The organism is Ruminococcus bicirculans (ex Wegman et al. 2014) (assembly GCF_000723465.1).
Classification (GTDB): domain Bacteria; phylum Bacillota; class Clostridia; order Oscillospirales; family Ruminococcaceae; genus Hominimerdicola; species Hominimerdicola aceti.
In genome coordinates, this window is record NZ_HF545616.1 from 377,322 (window position 1) to 396,886 (window position 19,565).

The 19,565-nt window shown below is 40.9% G+C and carries 13 protein-coding genes and 2 pseudogenes; 7 read left to right on the plus strand and 8 right to left on the minus strand.

Annotated features, from left to right (window positions below; all coding sequences use genetic code 11):
* Positions 1 to 7 precede the first annotated feature (7 nt).
* Complete coding sequence (locus RBI_RS14880) at positions 8 to 733, minus strand: DUF6076 domain-containing protein (protein ID WP_158455044.1); 726 nt, start codon at positions 731 to 733, stop codon at positions 8 to 10.
* A 651-nt stretch (positions 734 to 1,384) separates the two neighbouring features.
* Positions 1,385 to 2,317, minus strand: a complete 933-nt coding sequence (locus tag RBI_RS01715; RefSeq protein WP_022126623.1) for a site-specific integrase — start codon at positions 2,315 to 2,317, stop codon at positions 1,385 to 1,387.
* Positions 2,318 to 2,380: 63 nt separating this feature from the next.
* On the opposite strand from RBI_RS01715, the gene RBI_RS01720 reads away from it, so the two are divergent.
* A complete protein-coding gene (locus RBI_RS01720) occupies positions 2,381 to 2,950 on the plus strand; it encodes a restriction endonuclease subunit S (protein WP_038672914.1) in 570 nt (189 codons plus the stop codon).
* A gap of 31 nt (positions 2,951 to 2,981) precedes the next feature.
* Here the strand turns inward: RBI_RS01720 and RBI_RS15495 are convergent, their stop codons facing one another.
* The 3 genes and pseudogenes from RBI_RS15495 to RBI_RS01730 all read right to left on the minus strand — a co-directional run.
* Positions 2,982 to 3,761: a type I restriction endonuclease subunit R, EcoR124 family gene (locus tag RBI_RS15495; protein WP_337400626.1), complete on the minus strand. Its 780-nt coding sequence runs from the start codon at positions 3,759 to 3,761 to the stop codon at positions 2,982 to 2,984.
* A 1-nt stretch (position 3,762) separates the two neighbouring features.
* A complete protein-coding gene (locus RBI_RS01725) occupies positions 3,763 to 6,132 on the minus strand; it encodes a type I restriction endonuclease subunit R (RefSeq protein ID WP_022126699.1) in 2,370 nt (789 codons plus the stop codon).
* Positions 6,133 to 6,233: 101 nt separating this feature from the next.
* Positions 6,234 to 6,797, minus strand: a pseudogene (locus RBI_RS01730) (restriction endonuclease subunit S); the annotation flags it as partial.
* A 117-nt stretch (positions 6,798 to 6,914) separates the two neighbouring features.
* Here RBI_RS01730 and RBI_RS01735 point away from each other — a divergent pair.
* Positions 6,915 to 9,413 (plus strand): annotated as a pseudogene (locus RBI_RS01735) (type I restriction-modification system subunit M).
* Between the two features lies 1 nt (position 9,414).
* Positions 9,415 to 10,026, plus strand: a complete 612-nt coding sequence (locus RBI_RS01740) for a restriction endonuclease subunit S (RefSeq protein ID WP_051706279.1) — start codon at positions 9,415 to 9,417, stop codon at positions 10,024 to 10,026.
* Positions 10,027 to 10,828: 802 nt separating this feature from the next.
* Here RBI_RS01740 and RBI_RS01745 read toward each other — a convergent pair.
* Positions 10,829 to 11,566, minus strand: a complete 738-nt coding sequence (locus RBI_RS01745) for a sigma-70 family RNA polymerase sigma factor (RefSeq protein ID WP_022286572.1) — start codon at positions 11,564 to 11,566, stop codon at positions 10,829 to 10,831.
* Positions 11,563 to 12,714, minus strand: coding sequence for a DUF6076 domain-containing protein (locus RBI_RS01750; RefSeq protein WP_038670579.1), 1,152 nt, complete (start codon positions 12,712 to 12,714; stop codon positions 11,563 to 11,565). Before RBI_RS01750 ends, RBI_RS01745 begins: the two co-directional genes overlap by 4 nt.
* A 590-nt stretch (positions 12,715 to 13,304) precedes the next feature.
* On the opposite strand from RBI_RS01750, the gene RBI_RS01755 reads away from it, so the two are divergent.
* The 4 genes from RBI_RS01755 to RBI_RS01770 all read left to right on the plus strand — a co-directional run bounded on the left by RBI_RS01755 (position 13,305) and on the right by RBI_RS01770 (position 18,012).
* The gene (locus RBI_RS01755) at positions 13,305 to 15,122 is read left to right on the plus strand and encodes a DUF927 domain-containing protein (protein ID WP_038670581.1); all 1,818 of its coding nucleotides are present in this window, start codon (positions 13,305 to 13,307) and stop codon (positions 15,120 to 15,122) included.
* A gap of 476 nt (positions 15,123 to 15,598) precedes the next feature.
* Positions 15,599 to 15,784 (plus strand): excisionase family DNA-binding protein, encoded by a 186-nt coding sequence (locus tag RBI_RS01760; protein WP_038670583.1) that lies wholly within the window; start codon positions 15,599 to 15,601, stop codon positions 15,782 to 15,784.
* A 122-nt stretch (positions 15,785 to 15,906) separates the two neighbouring features.
* Positions 15,907 to 17,181, plus strand: a complete 1,275-nt coding sequence (locus tag RBI_RS01765) for a site-specific integrase (protein ID WP_081855909.1) — start codon at positions 15,907 to 15,909, stop codon at positions 17,179 to 17,181.
* A 414-nt stretch (positions 17,182 to 17,595) separates the two neighbouring features.
* Complete coding sequence (locus tag RBI_RS01770) at positions 17,596 to 18,012, plus strand: hypothetical protein (protein WP_038670586.1); 417 nt, start codon at positions 17,596 to 17,598, stop codon at positions 18,010 to 18,012.
* 44 nt (positions 18,013 to 18,056) lie between these two features.
* Here the strand turns inward: RBI_RS01770 and RBI_RS01775 are convergent, their stop codons facing one another.
* Positions 18,057 to 19,565 (minus strand): ATP-dependent nuclease, encoded by a 1,509-nt coding sequence (locus tag RBI_RS01775; RefSeq protein ID WP_038670588.1) that lies wholly within the window; start codon positions 19,563 to 19,565, stop codon positions 18,057 to 18,059.

Consider the following 19,565-nt stretch of genomic DNA (forward strand, 5'->3'; position numbering starts at 1 on the left):
TCATTTGTTAGTATATAACAAGTATATCACTAAAAGTTAAATATTTCAAGCGTAAAGATACAGAAAACTCAGACTTAGCCACATGTAAATTCTTCAGCCAATCGGAATACTCATAACGGGTAATATCCTTGCCCTGCTTGCAGGTGCGCCTATCGTCAGCCTGACCCGATCGTCCTTTCCTTGGAGGTTCCATGCCACATAACCTGTACAAACTCGCAGAGCTTAACTGTTGTTCAAATTCATCGTTTGTAAATTCCGGTGAGGTCATAGCGGAATGGTAAAGTTTCTCTGATTTAGCCAAAAGTGTTCGCTTCTCGGCATTTTTCTCTTTGGGCTTTTTCTTGGCAAAATCCATCTGATTGCACGTTCTGTTTGGATTTTCAGGCGAAGGCATATCGCAGTATTTTGTCTTATAGCCGCCGTTCACAATAAAAAATCTGTTGCAGTTCAGACACCTGCGTATCTGATGCCCGACCATAAGACCTTTGAAAAAATCAACTTTCAGAAGCGATTGCAGTCGCTTGGCGTGGTAATATTCGGCAATAAGATACTCTCCGCTGCCCTCTGCCTTCTCTCTCGGAACAAGGTTCATATCGAGATTGTCGGTAAGATCATAGCTCATCCATGGGTCATTGATTGGATTGGCTATTTTCTTGTACGAAAGGCGAAGCACCACGAGGAGTAGTATTCCGTTGACACCAAGAAGTTCACAGAGGGCAGATTTCGTTTGCATGAGCTTACCCGTGAGATGTGCCTGGAGCTGATCGAGTATATCACCCTTGATGCCTATGTGGAGGGGCAGCCTCGTGAAATCTACATCTACTACAAGCTGCTCGACGAACCTCTGAAAGATAAAAGAAGCCTATTTAAAGGCGTATTTACGTTATTTACCCAGCATATGAAAGTGTGTTACTATTTGGCAAGACGACAACGCTTTCTGTCTACAGTCATATGTTTCAGGAGTATCAGGTCAAAGCTTGCGATGCTGTTGCAAACGCTTTGAAGTTCAATAGCGGCTCATAACAGCAAAAAATCTGAAGTCGGAGCTTCGGATTTACATACTTATTTTGCAGAAAAATACTTCGATTTTGCGACGTTTTTGAGCAATGCAATTGTAGTGATTTTAAGCCGATTTCGGTGATTTTTAGCACAAATAAGTGGCAAACAAGTGGTTGAAAGTGGTGCATTTCTACCAGGAAGAGTACCGTATGCGTAATGACAGCAGGCGGTTAATTTTTAATTAAAAGCTATGCGACGAGGGCAAGCTTGTGTGCGAGATTGACAAGAGCGAGCCGCCTCGGCATTGTTATGTGGCGAGAAGGATGTAGTACTTCATAGGCATATCCATAGCAAAAGGCGGACTAAACATCCGCCTTTTTGTTTGTTATGACAGTTCAGAAAGTGATCTCATCACAAGGTCAATATCCTTGCTTTCGAGCTCTTGTATGATATGTAAATACGTTTTCTGTGTTGTTGTCATGCTTGCGTGACCAAGTCGTCTTGCTACACTTGCGATTGAAACGCCCGCAAAAAGTAAAAGCGAGGCGTGGGTATGACGAAGTCCGTGTACCGAAATAACAGGTACATTAGCTTTTTTACAGTGTCTTTCCAAAATGTCATTGACTGTTGAATTGTATATTTTCGAGCCGCATTTGACAAATATCGGTTCGTCTCCGGGCAACTTCTTAACCAATCTAGAGAACTGAATTACCGTCATCCAGTCCATCTGTATCTTACGTACGGATGACTGATTTTTGGTAGGCAGAAAACCGCCGTCACCTTTATAATTCCATGTCTTGCTGACAGATAGTGTCTGACGCGGAAAATCAAAATCTTTGGGAGTAAGTGCAAGCGCTTCCGAAAAACGCATTCCTGTCTTGGCAACAAGAAGAATAAACCAGTCCCAATTAATTTCAGGCTCAAGATTAAGAGTGTTAAGCAGTGTATGCAATTCAAACTGATTAAGGTACTTTACCTTCTTTGCTTTGGGCGGTCTGCCTTTAATAATTACTTTGCGCGTCGGATCACGCTCGATTAAACCCTCATCCACCGCGTCAAGTATTGCACATTTCAGCTGATGATGAAAATCCATCGTAGTCTGTTTCTCGTGGTAAACCGCATAATCATTTATCAACTGCTGATATGTGATTCTCGAGAGTTCATGCACCTTTAAATCGGGTGCTAAACGCTTAAGCCAGGACTGCGTCATAAGATACTTGTCCATCGTGACCTTGCGTATTGCTCCCTCCTTGTAAACTCTTATCCACTGTGCATAATATTCATGGAATAAGGCGTCCTTGGTGATTGACTTTAACATTTTATACCTCCTATTATTTCGGCTTATAGCCGTTTTTAACTGGTTTTATTAATTGAATGAATAATTGCAAACAAATTTACTGACGCTTGGGAACAGCGTAAGTTCTCGGAATTGACTGAAATTAGGTCTGCTTCAAGAGTTCATAAAGAAGAATGGCAGTCAAGCGGAGTACCATTTTATAGGTCAAGTGATGTTATGGCTGCATTAAATGGAACAGAAAATGAAAAGGCATTTATCTCAGAAGAACTATATGAAAAACTGTCAGCCGTATCCGGTAAATTAGAAAAGGGAGATATACTTGTAACTGGCGGTGGTTCTGTTGGAAAGCCTTATATAGTGCCAAATAACGAGCCTTTATATACAAAAGATGCTGACTTATTATGGGTAAAAAACAATGAGAAATTAGTTCCGTATTTTATTTATACGTTCTTCTTTTCACCTGCTTTTTCAGATTATCTTAATAGTGTCTCTCATGTTGGAACAATCGCACATTATACAATTACTCAACTTGAAGAAACTCCGATAACGCTCCCTTGTGTATCAGAGCAACAGAAAATCGGAGACTATTTCCGCAACATCGACTCCCTTATCACCCTTCATCAGCGTAAGCAAAAAAACAGGAGCCAAGAATGAATCTTGACTCCATACGGCTCACATTATGTTATTATTCATTAGTTGAAATTTCAAAGCCGCCGCTCAGGATGAACTCTCTTAAAAGTTTATCCAGCTTTGAGCGAACCTTTCGCTTGGGGATTTCGGTTTTCTCTGCTTTCTCGAAATATTCTTTTGCCACATCAATATTAACCTGCTCAACAAGCTTATCATATCTACCGAAAGCATTTATATCCTCTTCCGTAACGTGCAATGACATGAACTTCTTCAAAGCAGTTTCGTTAATGCCCAGGTTTCTTGCAAAATTACAGAACTGGTCACTTTTTGCTCTTGACTGATATTCGGTGATGTAATCAAGAATTGTTTTGTCATCATCAATAACAAGCTCAGCATTCTGAATATCCTTCAAAAGAATGTTGGCATACTTCTGCTGATCTTGCGATAGGTTGGCAAATGATTTATGCAGCTCGTTTAACATGACATTTCGTGTTTGTTCATCAGTGCCGTCACCCATCATCTTGATATACTTTCTGAAACGGGAATTCATATATTCGGCATCAATTTTATCCGTAGAAAGCGACATCAGATAAGGTTCAATATCATACGGCTCATCGTCGGAACCGCCCGATCCACCCGTGCGCAGCTCTTTGTAACGCCTCAGAAGAATGTTATAAATGTTCTCATCAAATAAAAGCGTTACAATGTCCTTGTTTCCGTTATCGTCTTCAAATTCATAGTCACGTTTCTCCCAAACAAAGCCCTGAACCCTTGCCGATTCAAGGAATTTGTTGAGCTCCTTAAACAGTTTTGAAAACTTTCTTTTCTCCGTCACATCATCGGGAAGTCTTGAAAAAATCAGGGATTCCTGCAATCTTGAATATATCATTGATATCCGAAAAAGCAGCATTCATATTTTCAAGATTTTGTATGAGCTTTGCTACGAAAATGCCGTAAGGCTTTTGTCCCGAATATTGCTCGAAAGCATATTCTATAATATTTTTCATAGTGTATGGTCTGCGATAGTAACGAATGATTCCATGGGGCTTATCATCATTGAACACACGGTTTGTTCTCGAAAATGCCTGAATAATCATTTCGATATTTGACCACTTATAAAACTTATCCATATACAACGTGTTAAGCCACTTGGAATCGTAACCCGTAAGCATCTGATCTACAACAATGAGAATGTCAAGACACTTAGACGGCTCATTTTCTACAGCGGTATAGGGTGTTTTATGTGCCAATCTTGCACACACGTCACGCTTAAATGAGGCGTATCCCGAGATATTAAAGCACGTACCGAATAGACTGTTATAGTCTTCGAGCATCTGGGCTATACCATCAATTTTTTCGATAGAGCTTTCGTTGTTTCCATCGCTGGGATCAAAAACGGCAGTTGTTTTCAAACCGCAGTCACGCTGGGCAAACAATTTGTAATACTTGATTGCCTCGGGGATGCTGCTTGTTGCGAGTATTGCATGAAACTTTCCGTTGTGGCTCTGGCTCACCCAATTATCTAGAATATCATCAATTACTGCTTTTCTGTGTTCATCACGGTTATACTGTGCATCTGTAAGACATCCCTCGATACTTTCTAGCGAATCGCCGTCATCATCAAGCTGTTCTCCCATAGGTACGTCATACATCCAATGCATATAAATTTTTTTCTTGCTGTCATTGGCAAAGACTTCGGTTTCATCCTGTGCTTTTGCCTTTTCAAGTGCAACCGCTTTTCGCAGGTCTTTGTCTTTATATGTAGGCTGAGGAACGCTGTCAAATCCGAGGACATTGCCGTCACGCATACCGTCGGCAACCGTATACCTTGTGCCCTCAAGTTCATCGCCGAATACATCAGCTGTGGTGGAATCCTTTTTCTTGTTGATTTCAAGAATCGGAGTGCCCGAAAAACCTATGAAAATCGCGCGTGGGAATGTGTATTTTATAGATGAAAGCATACGGCCGAATACACTTCTGTGGCACTCGTCAACGATGAAAACAATACGCTTGTTATTAATTTTTTCAATATCATCATTGTTTATTCCGTCTTCTGCCTTGATACGGCTCATTTTCTGAATAGAGGTTACAATCAGAGTGTCGCCTACATTATCACTTTTCAGCTTGGAAATCAGCACTTCAGTATTTTCAGTTGACTGAACGTCATCTGTTTCATCGGCAAAACCTCTGTATTCACGCAGCGACTGCATTCCAAGTTCAATTCTGTCCATAAGGAAAACTACCTTGTCGGCATCCTTGGAATTTGCAATAAGCTGTGCGGATTTGAAACTTGTCATGGTCTTACCCGAACCGGTTGTGTGCCATACATAACCGCCGTAAATGCTTTTATCGTCCCACTTCATCTCACTGACACGACGGGAAATCTTACTTGCAGCATAATACTGATAGCTTCTCATAACTTTAAGTGTGTTGTCGGTCTGATCTGCAACCGTATAGAAACCTATCATCTCGTGCGCCATAGGAATTGACAAAAGCCGCTCGGCAATCATATTCCAATCATTAATCGGATTGTTATATTTATCTGCCCAATGAAAGCAGAAAGTTTTTCTGAACTTATCATCACTTCCTGGGTTGGCAAAATAGGTACATTCTTCGGGATTCATTGCAACAAACACCTGCACAAGTGAAAACAGCCCCGTAAACACACCTTCGTAGAGATATTTACGAATCTGATACTGTGCTTCACTGACAGGTACGTTGCTTTTTTTCAGTTCAACGTGAATGACAGGCATTCCGTTAATCAGCAGACAGAAATCGCCGCGGCGATTGGGATAAATGCTGTTCTTCGCCTTGAATTTCGGCTGCTGTGCAATCTGATAACGAGTTCTGCCTGCGGCTATTTCATTGCGGTCAAAGATTTTGAGCGATATCGTCTTCTTGAAATTGTGCGTGTCATTTTCGTTGTCACGGATAATCTGCACAGTTCCGCCATTAATAAATCCGTTTAGATTCAAAGGCGTGCGAAGCTTGGCTATCTGCCCCATAATCTGTGCCATTTCACCATCTGTCATCGGGAAATCGCCCAAACGGTCAATATCTCTGTTGTTTTCAAAGATGATTTTTGCCCAGTTATCAAGCAAATCTTTTTCGGTAGGATATTTTATTACGCCGTCTTTCCAGCCCTTTTCTTCCACAAGACATTTTATCAAGGCACTTTCAAACGCTGTCTCACTGTCAAATCCCATTAGTAGTCACTCCCTTATGCAGCATAATTACTGCTTTTCTTTTTTATTTTCTATCATGCGATCAATATTGTCGTATGCATCTTCAATTTAATCGATTTTCCTTACACAAACATCTTTTCAAGGCAAGATTTTTTGATATTTTTAAGTTTTTCAAGCTTACGCTGATGAAGGGTGATAAGGGAGTCGAGATGAGAGAAATAAGCTCCGATTTTCTTCTGTTCAGCAAGACTTGGAACAGATAATGCAAAATTAGCATACTCCTGAGCATTGACACCAGGCTGTCCGGAACGCTGAGAAGTGATACGAATATAGCTATCATAACTGTCTGTCAAAGTATTCTGAAACACAAAATCCGCATCATAATCGCTTTTGATTTTTGCTCGGATAAGGAAGCCTGCAAAATACAAATCACCGTCAGAACGGCGATAAATATAGGTTTTTCCTACACTCGCTCCGGTTCTTGCAAATAGAACATCGCCCTCTTGCAGTAAATAATCATCTGCGGTTGAAAAGTCTATGTCGGGTGATGTGAGATCATCTTGCAAGAATAGATGTGTCGAATCATCTATGTCTGTAATTCGTATATATTTATGCTTGCCGTCATATTCAGTGGCGGCAGCGTTTAGACCATATTCAAATGATTCTGAAATCTCGCCCAACTTACGCTGTTCCCAAGCGTCAGCTAATAAGCACGGCTATAAAAACACTTAAAAATATATATTTAGGAGGAAACTATGAATAAACAGCAACTTGCAAACAAAATATGGGAGTAAGCAAATAAAATGCGCTCCAAAATTGAGGCGAATGAGTACAAGGACTATATTCTTGGCTTTATTTTTTATAAATTTCTTTCCGATAAGGAAGTTGAGTATCTGAAAAAGAATGACTGGGAAGATGCAGATCTGTCCGAACTCGTTGAGGAAGATACCGACATTGTCGAACAGTGCAAGAAGAATATAGGCTATTTTATTTCATATGAAAATCTTTTTTCAACTTGGCTGAAAAAAGGCAAAGATTTCGATGTTTCCAACATTACAGATGCATTATCGGCGTTTGACCGTCTGATTGACAGCACTCACAGAAAAGTTTTTGACAAGATTTTTGATACTTTGCAGACCGGACTTTCTAAACTAGGTGAGACAAGCGGTGCAAGAACAAAGGCAATCAGTGACTTGCTTGGACTGATAAAGGATATCCCGATGGATGAAAGACAGGGATATGACGTGCTTGGTTTCATCTATGAGTATCTGATTTCCAATTTTGCAGCGAACGCAGGAAAAAAGGCAGGCGAATTCTATACTCCGCACGAGGTGTCGCTGCTTATGTCCGAAATCGTTGCAAATCACCTTAAAAGCAAGGAAAATATTGCTATATATGACCCAACCTCCGGTTCAGGCTCACTCCTTATAAATATTGGACGCAGTGCCGCAAAATATATGGATAGCGAGCAGGTTCAGTATTATGCGCAGGAGTTGAAAGAGAATACATACAACTTGACAAGAATGAATCTCGTAATGCGCGGAATTACACCGGCAAACATCTTTACAAGAAATGCGGACACCCTTGAAGATGACTGGCCGATTGATTTGGACAGCTATCCGCCTGTACTGCGTGTTGACGCCGTTGTTTCAAATCCGCCATACTCTCAGCCGTGGAATCCCGAAGGAAAGGACTCCGATCCTAGATATAGTGAATACGGTCTTGCACCAAAGAGCAAGGCGGACTATGCGTTTTTACTGCATGATTTGTATCATATCAAACCCGATGGAATTATGACAATTGTTCTGCCACATGGCGTTCTGTTCCGTGGCGGTGAGTAAGGTGAAATCCGTAAGAACCTTATCGAGAAGAACCAGATCGACACAATTATCGGACTCCCTGCAAATATATTCTTTGGAACGGGTATACCGACAATCATTATGGTTCTGAAGCAACAGCGTGGCGACTGCAACGACGTTCTGATTATTGACGCATCAAAAGGCTTTGAAAAGATTGGAAAGAACAACAAACTGCGTTCATCTGATATTAAGCGTATTGTTGATACCGTAAGTGCACGCAAGAATGTGGACAAGTTTTCAAGGACTGTCAGCCGTGAAGAAATCAGAAAAAATGATTATAACCTGAACATCCCACGTTATGTGGATTCTTCCGAGAATGCTGAAAGCTGGGATATTTATGCGTCTATGTTCGGTGGAATTCCTGCCAAAGAGCTTGATGGACTTTCGACTTATTGGAATGCTTTTCCGAACCTGAGAAGTGCGCTGTTTGGTGATAACGGTGCGGAGTATGTCCACTTTTCTGTAGAGGACATAAAAAAGGCTGTACACGAACATTCCGATGTAACCGGCTTTGCAAGCTTGTTTGAAACAGCTTTTGCAGATCTTGATACTTATCTTTATGATGAACTGATCGGCTGTGACCAGACCGCAATTAACACATCTAAGGAAGAAAGCACTCTTTCTGACAATATTTTTGCAAGACTTGCTGACATTCCTCTAGTGGACGTTTATGAGGCTTACCAGATACTTGATAACGAGTGGAGCAGAATCGCAATTGACCTTGAAATCATTCAGACAGAGGGATTTGGTGCTGCAAGACAGGTCGATCCCAATATGGTTATCAAGAGGAAAGACAATAAAGAAATCGAAGTTCAGGAAGGCTGGATAGGACACGTTATTCCGTTCGGTCTTGTTCAGTCTGCGTATTTTTTCGATGAACTTTCAAAGCTGAATGAATATGAAACAAGGCTCTCCAAAATTGCATCCGAATATGAGAAACTGCTTGACGGACTTAGCGAAGAGGACAAGTCAAGGGCTTTCGTAAATGATGACAAAACTGCTTTTGTTGCGGCGGAGGTTAAAAAGTCAATAAAGGTGAGAGATGTTGAAGACGAGATCATTGCTGTACTCAAGAAATATACCGATCTTGCCAAAGAGGAAAAGACTTTGAAAAAGCAAATCAAGGAAGACAATGCGGCTTTGATTATAAAAACAAAGGCGGCGATCGAACAGCTGACCGACGAGCAGATCAGAGAATTCCTGAAAGCAAAATGGATCACCCCTGTTGTGACCGAGCTTTTTAAGCTACCCGTTAATATTGTAAACGAGTTGATTTCAAAGCTTGAGGTGCTTTCCAAGAAATATGAAACCACTTTTGAAGAGGTTGACGAAGAAATCAAAGAGACCGAAAAATCACTTTGTACAATGATTGACGATTTAGTCGGCAACGATTTTGATATGCAAGGTCTGGCAGAACTGAAAAAACTGCTGGGAGGTGTGTAAAATGACGAAAAAATCGAACGTTCCAGCAATAAGATTCAAGGATTTCACTGATACTTGGGAACAGCGTAAGTTCTCGGAATTGACTGAAATTAGGTCTGCTTCAAGAGTTCATAAAGAAGAATGGCAGTCAAGCGGAGTACCATTTTATAGGTCAAGTGATGTTATGGCTGCATTAAATGGAACAGAAAATGAAAAGGCATTTATCTCAGAAGAACTATATGAAAAACTGTCAGCCGTATCCGGTAAATTAGAAAAGGGAGATATACTTGTAACTGGCGGTGGTTCTGTTGGAAAGCCTTATATAGTGCCAAATAACGAGCCTTTATATACAAAAGATGCTGACTTATTATGGGTAAAAAACAATGAGAAATTAGTTCCGTATTTTATTTATACGTTCTTCTTTTCACCTGCTTTTTCAGATTATCTTAATAGTGTCTCTCATGTTGGAACAATCGCACATTATACAATTACTCAACTTGAAGAAACTCCGATAACGCTCCCTTGTGTATCAGAGCAACAGAAAATCGGAGACTATTTCCGCAACATCGACTCCCTTATCACCCTTCATCAGCGTAAGCTTGAAAAAGTCATTTTTGCATTCATTTCATTGTAGCATACTTTTCATATTTTTTCAATATATGTTTACATTTTTTAACGTAAATGTAACACACACCTGCCTTTAACAGTGGCTAAAACGCCAGTTGAACAGTAAAATGATTCTAATTTATCACTTCTCCCCAAATCCACCACTCAATTTTCATCACATCTGCCACTACCATTCCACGAATAATTGTGATATACCGTACTTCCAAACCAATCACGGAGGTATCAAAAATGAACTATATAAAAGACCTTTACTACGGCAATTTAGGCTTTTCGACGCAAAAATTCGGGACAATTCGCAGTATGCCAAGCTGATGAAAACCGAGGCTGATCTGTATGACCAGATAATCAAAATTCTCGGAGATGAAAACGGTGAACTGCTCAAAAAGATATGTGACACCCAGTTTTAGCTTAACGATGTAATGTCCGTGGATAACTACTCAGCCGGATTCCGTGACGGCGAAAAGCTGATGATTGACGTGCTCCTCGGCAAGAATGAAAATCTGAGTAAGGTGTAGCTCTCCGTCAAAATCTGCCGTACAAAGCTTACATTCTCGCAAGTGCCGTAAAACCCGCACTTTATGAGTAATACCACGCCTCAAAAAAAGCATACAATAGCGTACAAGCGTACTACAGCCACTCCGTTGTAATATGCTTGTTTGTTTTGTGTTATGCAAATGTAATGCGAGCCGAAACCTCGCAAAACGCTGAGAATACTGGGCAAATAGCTCTTTGTAATGCGGTAATACGGAGCAAAAATGGAGTACGCATACTACCTGAATTCCCATTCTGGAAACTCGATAGAACATAGGTCAGTCAATATACTCTTTCAACTTTTTCAGAGCCGACTTAACGCCCTTTTCCACCGTGCCGGCGTTAACGCAGAACTCCTCCCCAATTTGTTCAAAGGTCTGCGGAGCGCACCCGATGCCAAAATACATTCGGATATATTCCGCTTGCCGATGACTTAGAATGTCGTCCAGACTGTCCGCCAACAGCATGGCAAAAGCCTGATTTTCCTGCTCCAGCATTAGATCTTCGGGATTCAGACAATCGGACCTAAGCTTATCTTCAAGCTTGTCATCCTGCATACCCTCACCACTTTCAAGCATTGATTGGTACTCATCAATGCTTGTTTTCTCTTTTGTGCTTAAAATCAGCAACTCCTCGGATTTGTCCGCTGATATTTTGAGTATTTGACTTACGATTTCAATAAGTTCGGATGTGTTGCTTTCGGCATTGGCTGAAACGATTTTCCTCACCTTTCCTATCTGCTTGTTCAAATAAGGCGAAATACTCACCGTATCGAGAATAAAGCGGAGTTCTTCGAGCATTTTCAACTTAACACCCTTACAGGCATATGTCCAAAAAGGCACACCGCTGTTCTCGTCAAAGGTCTTCGACTGCTCAATCAGTGAAATGTAGCCGACCTTCTGCAAGTCCTCAAAAGCCTCAAATGCAAGATTGTATGATTTTGCAAGAGAATGTGCAAGTGCGTATACGTTGCGGTAATTATCCTGAATCAGCTGTTCATTTGTGTTCTTGGTCATTGTTCTCCCCCGATATTTAATGTCTTGTAAAGCGTGTCCTTTTCAAAAAGCTGTTCGAGCGTTTTGTACGTTATCAGATTTCCATTCTCGTCACTTTTGCCCCGAATTGCCTTGTCACGCATGGTTTCAAGGTAGTGCAGAATTTTGTCGTAATCCGCATCCGAAATACTTCCTCGGAATTTCTGCTGATAATATTTGTTCCTCGCCTTGTGGTAGGTCTGGATAATCGGATTGTTCTCAGCCTTTTCCTTGTGCTTGTTTTTCGCGCCAATCTGACGGCAGGTTCTGTTGGGATTTTCGGGAGACTTTTCATTGCAGTAAAACGTTTTGTAGCTGTCAGTCGCAAGGAAAAAACGTCCGCAGTGGTGACAGCGAAAAGGCGCTCTGCCATACTGCATTCCTCTGAAAAAATCGTACTGAATAACGCTTTGCGCATTATGAAATTCGCAGGTATCAACCACCCATGTCTTGTCTTTATCATCGGGATCGATCATTCCCGAAACGCCGATATTTACGTCCATGGTTTCACGAACTCTTGCCTTTTCATAGTACGGCACGCTCGCCATCAGCTCACTCGAAAGAGTGGAATATTCGTTAAACGCACCCCACGCAATCGCATAGTTGCTTTCGTCACGTTTCTTAAGCCGTGTAAAATATTCATCTGACATTTCGGCTATACAGCAGGCAATTATGTAAAGCCCAATCCCGTACCCCGAAAACAACTTTTTGTACCTCTCATACTCCGCAAACTCCTCCGACGTCATATCATACAGCCTGCCGTAGAAAGCCTTGCTTTTCATTATTTCGGCACGCTGTTTTTCTTTTTCCAGGTCAATATTCACATAGCAGTACGGTGGTAAAGTCACCGCAATTTGTTCGATTTCGATTATGCGGTCAACAAATTCCGTCATAGTCTGCTCGTTTTTCATCGCCATATTATTATCTGCAAACCCCGCAAAAGAGACGGTTAAGTCATAAATCTTTTTCATATCCTCAGCTTTCATATTCAGCAGAGCCGTTGTGATTTCGCCAACCTTCAAAGCTATTTTTGTTGTGAAAATTCTATTCTTGTGAATAAGAAAATAGAAATTAAAAAAGCTGTCGTCGGGCATATCGTAATTCGGATTGTTTGAAATTGCATTGTTCATGTCAAGTACCCCTCAAAAGTGTATCTATAGGTCAGCTCTAAAATCCTATGCCGCAGATGTGCGGTGGAGGTTTTTAGCGGTGACCTGTATTTATTATATCACACTTTTTCAGATTTGTGGTAACTTTTATTGTACAATTGATATAAGCATTTGAAACCATGTAGTGAATGGATTTTTTGCCTGTAATGCGATTTGATAAATTAGAAAAAATTCGCCTAATTAATATACAGAGCGAATGATTGACGGAATCTTGAAAATTGAATAATCGGTAACCGAATACGTTATTTCTGACGGAGGGGTGATGAACTGTTCCAGCTACTGAAGATGTACGCCATGACTTTTGTATTTCAAAACGAGCGACAAATACAATCTTCAACCTGCATCTAGCAACTGCAGTTGGCGATGAAAATCAGAAACGGATACTTACGTTTCAGCTTGCTGACATTGCACGTTCTCAAGCGTGATACCAACCGTCGCAAGCAATAGGAACGCTGCTCTATGAGCCTGATAAGCTGTCGGGCGTTCGGCTACTGTTTGAAAGCGCAGGACACACTACAACAACTACATAAATTAAAAAAGGAGTGATGCCAATGTCAGAAATCATGACAGAAGGAAAAAAAGCAAAACTGATTGATGAAACAGTCTACAATGATCCCTACGTTGTTAAAAGCAATTGCCTTTATGAAATGGTTCAGGTGAAAGATCAGGTCGTTCCAATGAAACTTGCAGACTTTGTTCCCACACTTATTTCGGAAATCACCAGAGATGACGGCACAGAGCAAAAGAAAATGTTCAAGGTCGGTGCGGTTCACAAGTCGGGAATTAAACTGTCGGAGCAGATTGTTTCCGCAGACGAAATGCAAAACATGAAATGGCTCTTAAACCGCTGGGGTGCATTGGGTGCTGCACAGCCTAAGCAAAACGTGCTAAGTAAAATCTGCCACGCAATTATGTTAACGAAAGGTGAGGTGAAATTTGAAACTATGTATCTCCAAACTGGTTGGAAGAAGATAAACGGTGAGTATGTGTTCCTGATGCCGACGCAGAACAGTCCGTTTACCGTTGAACTGCAGGGCAAGCTGAAAAACTATTCTTTCACTGAAAAGGGTTCGCAGGAGGACTTGATTTACTTGTCTGCAATGCTTGAAAACAGTTTTGCACCGCAGTGTGTTATGCTACCGCTGCTGGCGGTAACGTTTCTGTGTCCGCTCAATCACTTTCTGAAAAGTGCAGGCTGTGAGCCAAAGTTTGTGACTGCGCTGATTGGTAAGACGGGTAGTCGTAAATCCACACTTGCAGCGCTGTTCCTTTCGTTCTTCGGAAAGTTTTCAGCAAGCGACCTACCGATGTCATTCCACGACACAGCGAATAGCATTTTGAGCAACATATACTATTTAAAAGACGTGTTGACTTGCATTGACGATTTTCATCCGAGCGGAATGTTTCACGAACAGGAGATGAAAAGCATTGCGCAGAATATTTCGCGATACTACGGTGATAGAATTGGTCGTGCGCGACTAAATTCAAAAGCGGAGTTACAATCTTCAAAACCGCCTACAGGCAATGCAATTATCACAGCGGAGTACACTCCTGAAATTTCCGTGTCGGGTTCGGCGAGATACTTCAATATTGAACTTAATGAAAACGATGTTCAGCTTGATGACCTGTCAGAATATCAGCAGTTAGCAAATGACGGAGTGCTGTGTGGGATTATGCAAAGCTACATTGAGTGGATTAAAAATGTGTATCTTGATGATGAAAGTGCTTTTGTAAAAACACTCGAAGATGTGTTTTTGAAATACCGCAAGTTTTATCTGGACAGGCTGTGTGCAAACAGAATTAAGTTTCACAACCGCACACCCGACATGCTTGCACACTTGAAAATCGGGTTTGCATTTCTGCTTGTGTTTCTTAAATCGAAAAATCAAATCAACAAGTCGGAGCTTGATAAATTTGAAAAGGTGTTCGACGAGATCGTTTTGAAAGCTGTGTCTGCAAACGCAGAAATCATCGAGCTTGAAAATCCGACCACTCGCTTCTGTGAGAAGCTGAAAAGTCTGCTGGACAGCGGCAGGTGCTATGTAGAAACAAAAGGGCTTGACTCCACGCCCCGTCAGAGAAACTGCATCGGCTTGCAGGACGATGAGCACTACTACCTGTTCGCAGACACAACACACTCCGAGGTGCGAAAGCTGTGCGCCGAGCAGGGCGAGCATTTTTCTATTAGCAAAAATGAGCTACTCCGTCAGCTTCGTAAAGAGGGCTTGCTGCTGTCAAGGACAAGCCGCAACACGGTCTCGGTCAGGGATAACTCCAACACAGTAGTGAATGTGGCGATGCTGAATAAGCTAAAGATGGAAGAACGGCTATCGGGCGATTTGTACCGCCCCACAGCCGAGGTCGGATAGTTTAACCAACGAGCCAACAAAACGCCGCTGTGAGCGATTTGTCGGCGTTTGTGAGCGAGGTACAGCAAGATATTTTTTGCAGAAGGAAGATGAGAAAAATGGAGTAAAATCGGCTGTCGGCATATTGCACGGGCCGGGTAAATTCCAAGCGGTTATGACGTAGAGGAATAAGATTGCAAGTTAAAGTTTCGGGGTCACAGCCCCCGAAACACTCACAGCGGACGAGCAAAGCTCGCCGCAAAAGTGCCGAAAATACGCAGTTTCAGCAAAATGATTGTGCATAATTTTTATGGGGTCATAAATTTGAGCTTTGAATGATTCAGGGGTCGCAAGGGCTGAAAAGTGCGTAAAATCGGCGTGATTACAGGCGTTGTCGATGACGTCTAAGAGAATATCAGGAAAGGACTGTTTAAAATGATCGGAAGAAAAATCAAAGGCAGAACAATCGGAAAGACAACAAGGAGGGGGATAACAGAATGGATAACAACACAAAGATCACAATGCTTACAATCAAGGAGGCGGCAGCGCTTGTCGAAGGACTGACAGAGTATAGAGTCCGCCAGATGTGTATCAACAATCAGATCCCACACATCATGGCAGGAAAAAAGTATCTCATCAATCGGGATAAGTTTTTGAGTTATCTCCGTGGCGAAACTGTGTGAGAAATTTTGTTGATTAGGTAGAATTTAATAACGAAGGCGCATTTCTGTTAGACATTTCCGCAGAGATGTAGTATAATGTCGGTTGCAGAAATGCGCCATAGTTTTGAAACGGAGGTTTATATATGGCGACAATAAGACGGCGTCCCAACGGGACTTACGAAATTAAAGTGTCATGCGGTTACGGCGTGGACGGAAAGCAGCGCAACCAGTACAAAAGCTACAAGCCTGAACCGGGTATGACGAAAAGGCAGATAGAAAAGGAGATGCAAAGGCAGGCTATACTGTTCGAAGAAGACTGCAAGCGTGGACAGATAACTGCGGCAGTAAAGTTTGAAACATTTGCTGAGCAGTGGTTTGAGGAATATGCAAAAGTCAATCTTCGCCCTACATCATACGCACGAATGAAACAGCTTACCAAGCGGGTATATCCTGCGATCGGTCACAAGCGGCTTGATAAAATAACAGCGCGTGACATCCAAAAGTTTATAACCGATATGCTTACCAACGGCAGGAATTTGAATAACGGCAAGCCTCTGTCAAGAAAGACCGCAGTGCATCATCTAAGCTTCATAAGCGACGTATTCAGCTACGCTGTACGTATGGGAATGCTGTGCGACAACCCTTGCAGGCGAGTATTCGTGCCGAAACAAGAGCAGGAGGAAAAGCAGATCTACACGATCGAGCAAGTAAAGATACTTTATGAAAATCTGAAAAGCGAGCCTATGAAATATCAGGCGTACCTGCTTCTATCGATATACAGCGGTTATCGTCGCAGCGAGATGTTAGGACTCGAGTGGAAGGATATTGACTTTGAGCATGATCTGATACACGTTCGTCGCACCTCGCAGTACACTTCGGAAAAAGGGATATACACCGACACCACCAAGACAAGAAAATCAAAACGTGTATCCAAAATGCCTGCTTCGATAATGAACTTGCTCCGGCAGTTCAAAGCAGATCAGAATGAAGAAGCAAGGCGGCTTGGAACGAAATGGGAAGATTACGACAGGCTGTTCACCAAATGGAACGGCGCGCCCATGAATCCGCAGACTCCTTTTGAGTGGCTAAAAGGCTACTGCGAGCGAATAGGAATACCGTTTAGAAATATTCATTCTCTACGTCACTTGCACGCCTCACTTCTGATTTTTGAGGGCGTGGATGTTGTAGCGGTATCAGAAGATATGGGTCATAGCGTCGTCGGAACGACTTTGAACTTGTACAGTCATATGTTCCAAGAGGCTAAAGCAAGAAACTGCGATGCGATAAGCAATGCGCTGAGCTTCACAAACGAGGCAAACACAGAGGAAGAAAAGCCTGCCAAGGATAGCTATGAAGATATATATGTAAATGAGGACGAGCAAGAGGAAGAACAACTCGGACAAGTTTTTGGGACATAAAAATCACCCGCAAGACAGCGTCCTGCGAGTGACACAATAACATATCTTTAAACAGTGATTTTCAAAACAAGTGGCAGATAAGTGGTTGAGAACAAATTCCGAATAAATAAAAACTCGGAAACAGCGATATTACGCTGTTTCCGAGACTATTGATTGGTGACCCGTACGGGAATTGAATTAAATTTTTCACATTTTCTAACCTGCCGTGATATGGGAAATAGCCCGTATTTACGGCGTTTTTCAACCTTTACTCGTTTTATTATGCTGTCCTTTATTCTATCTTTTTGAAACTTGTAAAGGACAAACAAAGGACAACGTTATGGTCATACTCCTGTTATTATAATTTCAAATCACGGAATACATTTTTGAACACCGTGAATCCAATCATTATAAAGCATAACGGAGGTAATAACTATGAGCAGATATAAAAGTGAACAAACCGCTTACAATCCACTGAAAAAGAAATCAGTTCCGCTGTGGAGACTTGACACCAATACCGTGACCGTCACACACTTCAACACCGATACGCAGACCGAGGAGAGCAAGACATACCACACCGACTTTATCAGGTATCATCTTCATTTCTCTGACAGTCATTGCCCCGACAGGCTTCGCAGGCTCGTCAATGAGGGCAAGATCATGCAGTACCTTGATGATATGGAACGGAAAGTCAGTGAAGCTATCTCACGTCAGGTTGAGCTTTGGAAACAGACTGACAGTTGCTATCAGAAAGCTGTCCTCAGCGGTGATTCTGAGAAGATGCTAGGTCTGGAGAACTGCTTCGTCAACATGGCGAGAGAAACTGTGTTTGAGTGTATGGTTTATATTTGAGAGCAGACGGCTGTGCTTTTGGATTCAGCCGTTTTTGAATTAATTTATGAAAGTAATTTTCTTATCGATTCCACAAATTTTGTAGGTTTTTCATATTCGTAAATATCATTTGACAAATACTTAATAAAGTCTGATTCTGATATACCAATTCTATCCAAATTAGCGCATATGACCGAATAGAAATTTTTTCCGTCTTTGTCATTTGAAGATGACGTTCTATCATCATTTAAATAGTCTTTGATTATATCACTTAGCGAACGCTGATTGAAATACTTATCACCTAACAATTTTATGAAATTTTTATCTGGTGTATCAACTAACTTGGATTTTAGGTATTTCTCTACACTTGGAATGGGTAAAAAACACTTAGGCAATTGTTTATATTCTTCTTGCTTGGCTATATTTCCTTTCACATCTCCGTCAAAAATACTGATAATATGTTTCCCAACTCCTAAAGTATTGTATGTTACCATATCGTGGTGTAATTTCAACATTTGATTACAACCTCCAGAAGGAAGAATACATATTAATTTACTTGATGCAAGATTGTTTTCACGAATAACTTTGTCTACAATAGCTTTAGCCAATTCGTCTTCAACTAATAACAGGAAATCAAAACCATTTGGAATATAAAGACTCCTTATTGCATAATTTGGATAGCAAGGATTGATAATTTCAATAGTCTTAGTGTCGTTTTCTAATAAATATATATTTCGAGGAGCTATTCTGTGAATAAGTTCTGCAGAATGCGTTGAAAAATATACTATTATTTCAGAATCCGAATTTTTTATTAAATCCGATAAAAAGATGTGAAGTCTATCAATAGCAGCAGGATGTAAAGCTAATTCAACTTCATCAATTAATAATAATATTCGATCATAAGTATGCCTCTTTATGATGTTATTAATAAAATCTATCAATGATATTAGCATACTTTCGCCACTACTCATTTGATATTGGCTAATAAGTTTATTGTTTATTGTTCTTTCAATTTCATAAAAATATGGAATGCCAATAAAGCCTTCTTCTTTTGCAACTCTTTTAGATTTAATCTTTTTAAGTTTTTTATACCATTTTTTATCATTATGAAGAATATAACCTAAAGTTTCAGCAACAAAAGTATCTGCTTCAATTAGTTTTTCATGAATATCTGCTTTACCAATAAATTTTGTAACTTTATTATAATCAAAAAAACGTGTTCCATAAAAAATGCTACCTTCATAAAAGCCATTAAAACGAACATCTTGATTATAATAATATGAGCCGTCTTTACGTTTTACCTTTTTGCCAGTAGAAAGCTTATTATTCTTATCTGGTGTCCACCTATCAATTTTATCTCCGATAGAAATCTCAACATATGAATTTGGAGAAAGATCTTTAGATGTAATCATTTTCGCAGAAGAAGGCTTAATTACCAGAGATAATAGTAACATAAGTGTACTCTTACCACATCCGTTTTCTCCAACAAGAGCATACATACCTTTTTCAAATGGTAACGAAACATTCAAACTATTAATGTTTCTAATATCGCATATCCGTATATTTAGATTCAT

What these genes read in the sequence shown, in the direction of transcription:
- RBI_RS01750 (WP_038670579.1), bottom strand. Translation starts at nt 12,714, where the DNA reads ATGAACAATGCAATTTCAAACAATCCGAATTACGATATGCCCGACGAC.
- RBI_RS01775 (WP_038670588.1), bottom strand. Translation starts at nt 19,565, where the DNA reads ATGAATCTAAATATACGGATATGCGATATTAGAAACATTAATAGTTTG.
- RBI_RS01755 (WP_038670581.1), top strand. Translation starts at nt 13,305, where the DNA reads ATGTCAGAAATCATGACAGAAGGAAAAAAAGCAAAACTGATTGATGAA.
- RBI_RS01765 (WP_081855909.1), top strand. Translation starts at nt 15,907, where the DNA reads ATGGCGACAATAAGACGGCGTCCCAACGGGACTTACGAAATTAAAGTG.
- RBI_RS01770 (WP_038670586.1), top strand. Translation starts at nt 17,596, where the DNA reads ATGAGCAGATATAAAAGTGAACAAACCGCTTACAATCCACTGAAAAAG.
- RBI_RS01760 (WP_038670583.1), top strand. Translation starts at nt 15,599, where the DNA reads ATGGATAACAACACAAAGATCACAATGCTTACAATCAAGGAGGCGGCA.
- RBI_RS01725 (WP_022126699.1), bottom strand. Translation starts at nt 6,132, where the DNA reads ATGGGATTTGACAGTGAGACAGCGTTTGAAAGTGCCTTGATAAAATGT.
- RBI_RS14880 (WP_158455044.1), bottom strand. Translation starts at nt 733, where the DNA reads ATGCAAACGAAATCTGCCCTCTGTGAACTTCTTGGTGTCAACGGAATA.
- RBI_RS01715 (WP_022126623.1), bottom strand. Translation starts at nt 2,317, where the DNA reads ATGTTAAAGTCAATCACCAAGGACGCCTTATTCCATGAATATTATGCA.
- RBI_RS01745 (WP_022286572.1), bottom strand. Translation starts at nt 11,566, where the DNA reads ATGACCAAGAACACAAATGAACAGCTGATTCAGGATAATTACCGCAAC.
- RBI_RS01740 (WP_051706279.1), top strand. Translation starts at nt 9,415, where the DNA reads ATGACGAAAAAATCGAACGTTCCAGCAATAAGATTCAAGGATTTCACT.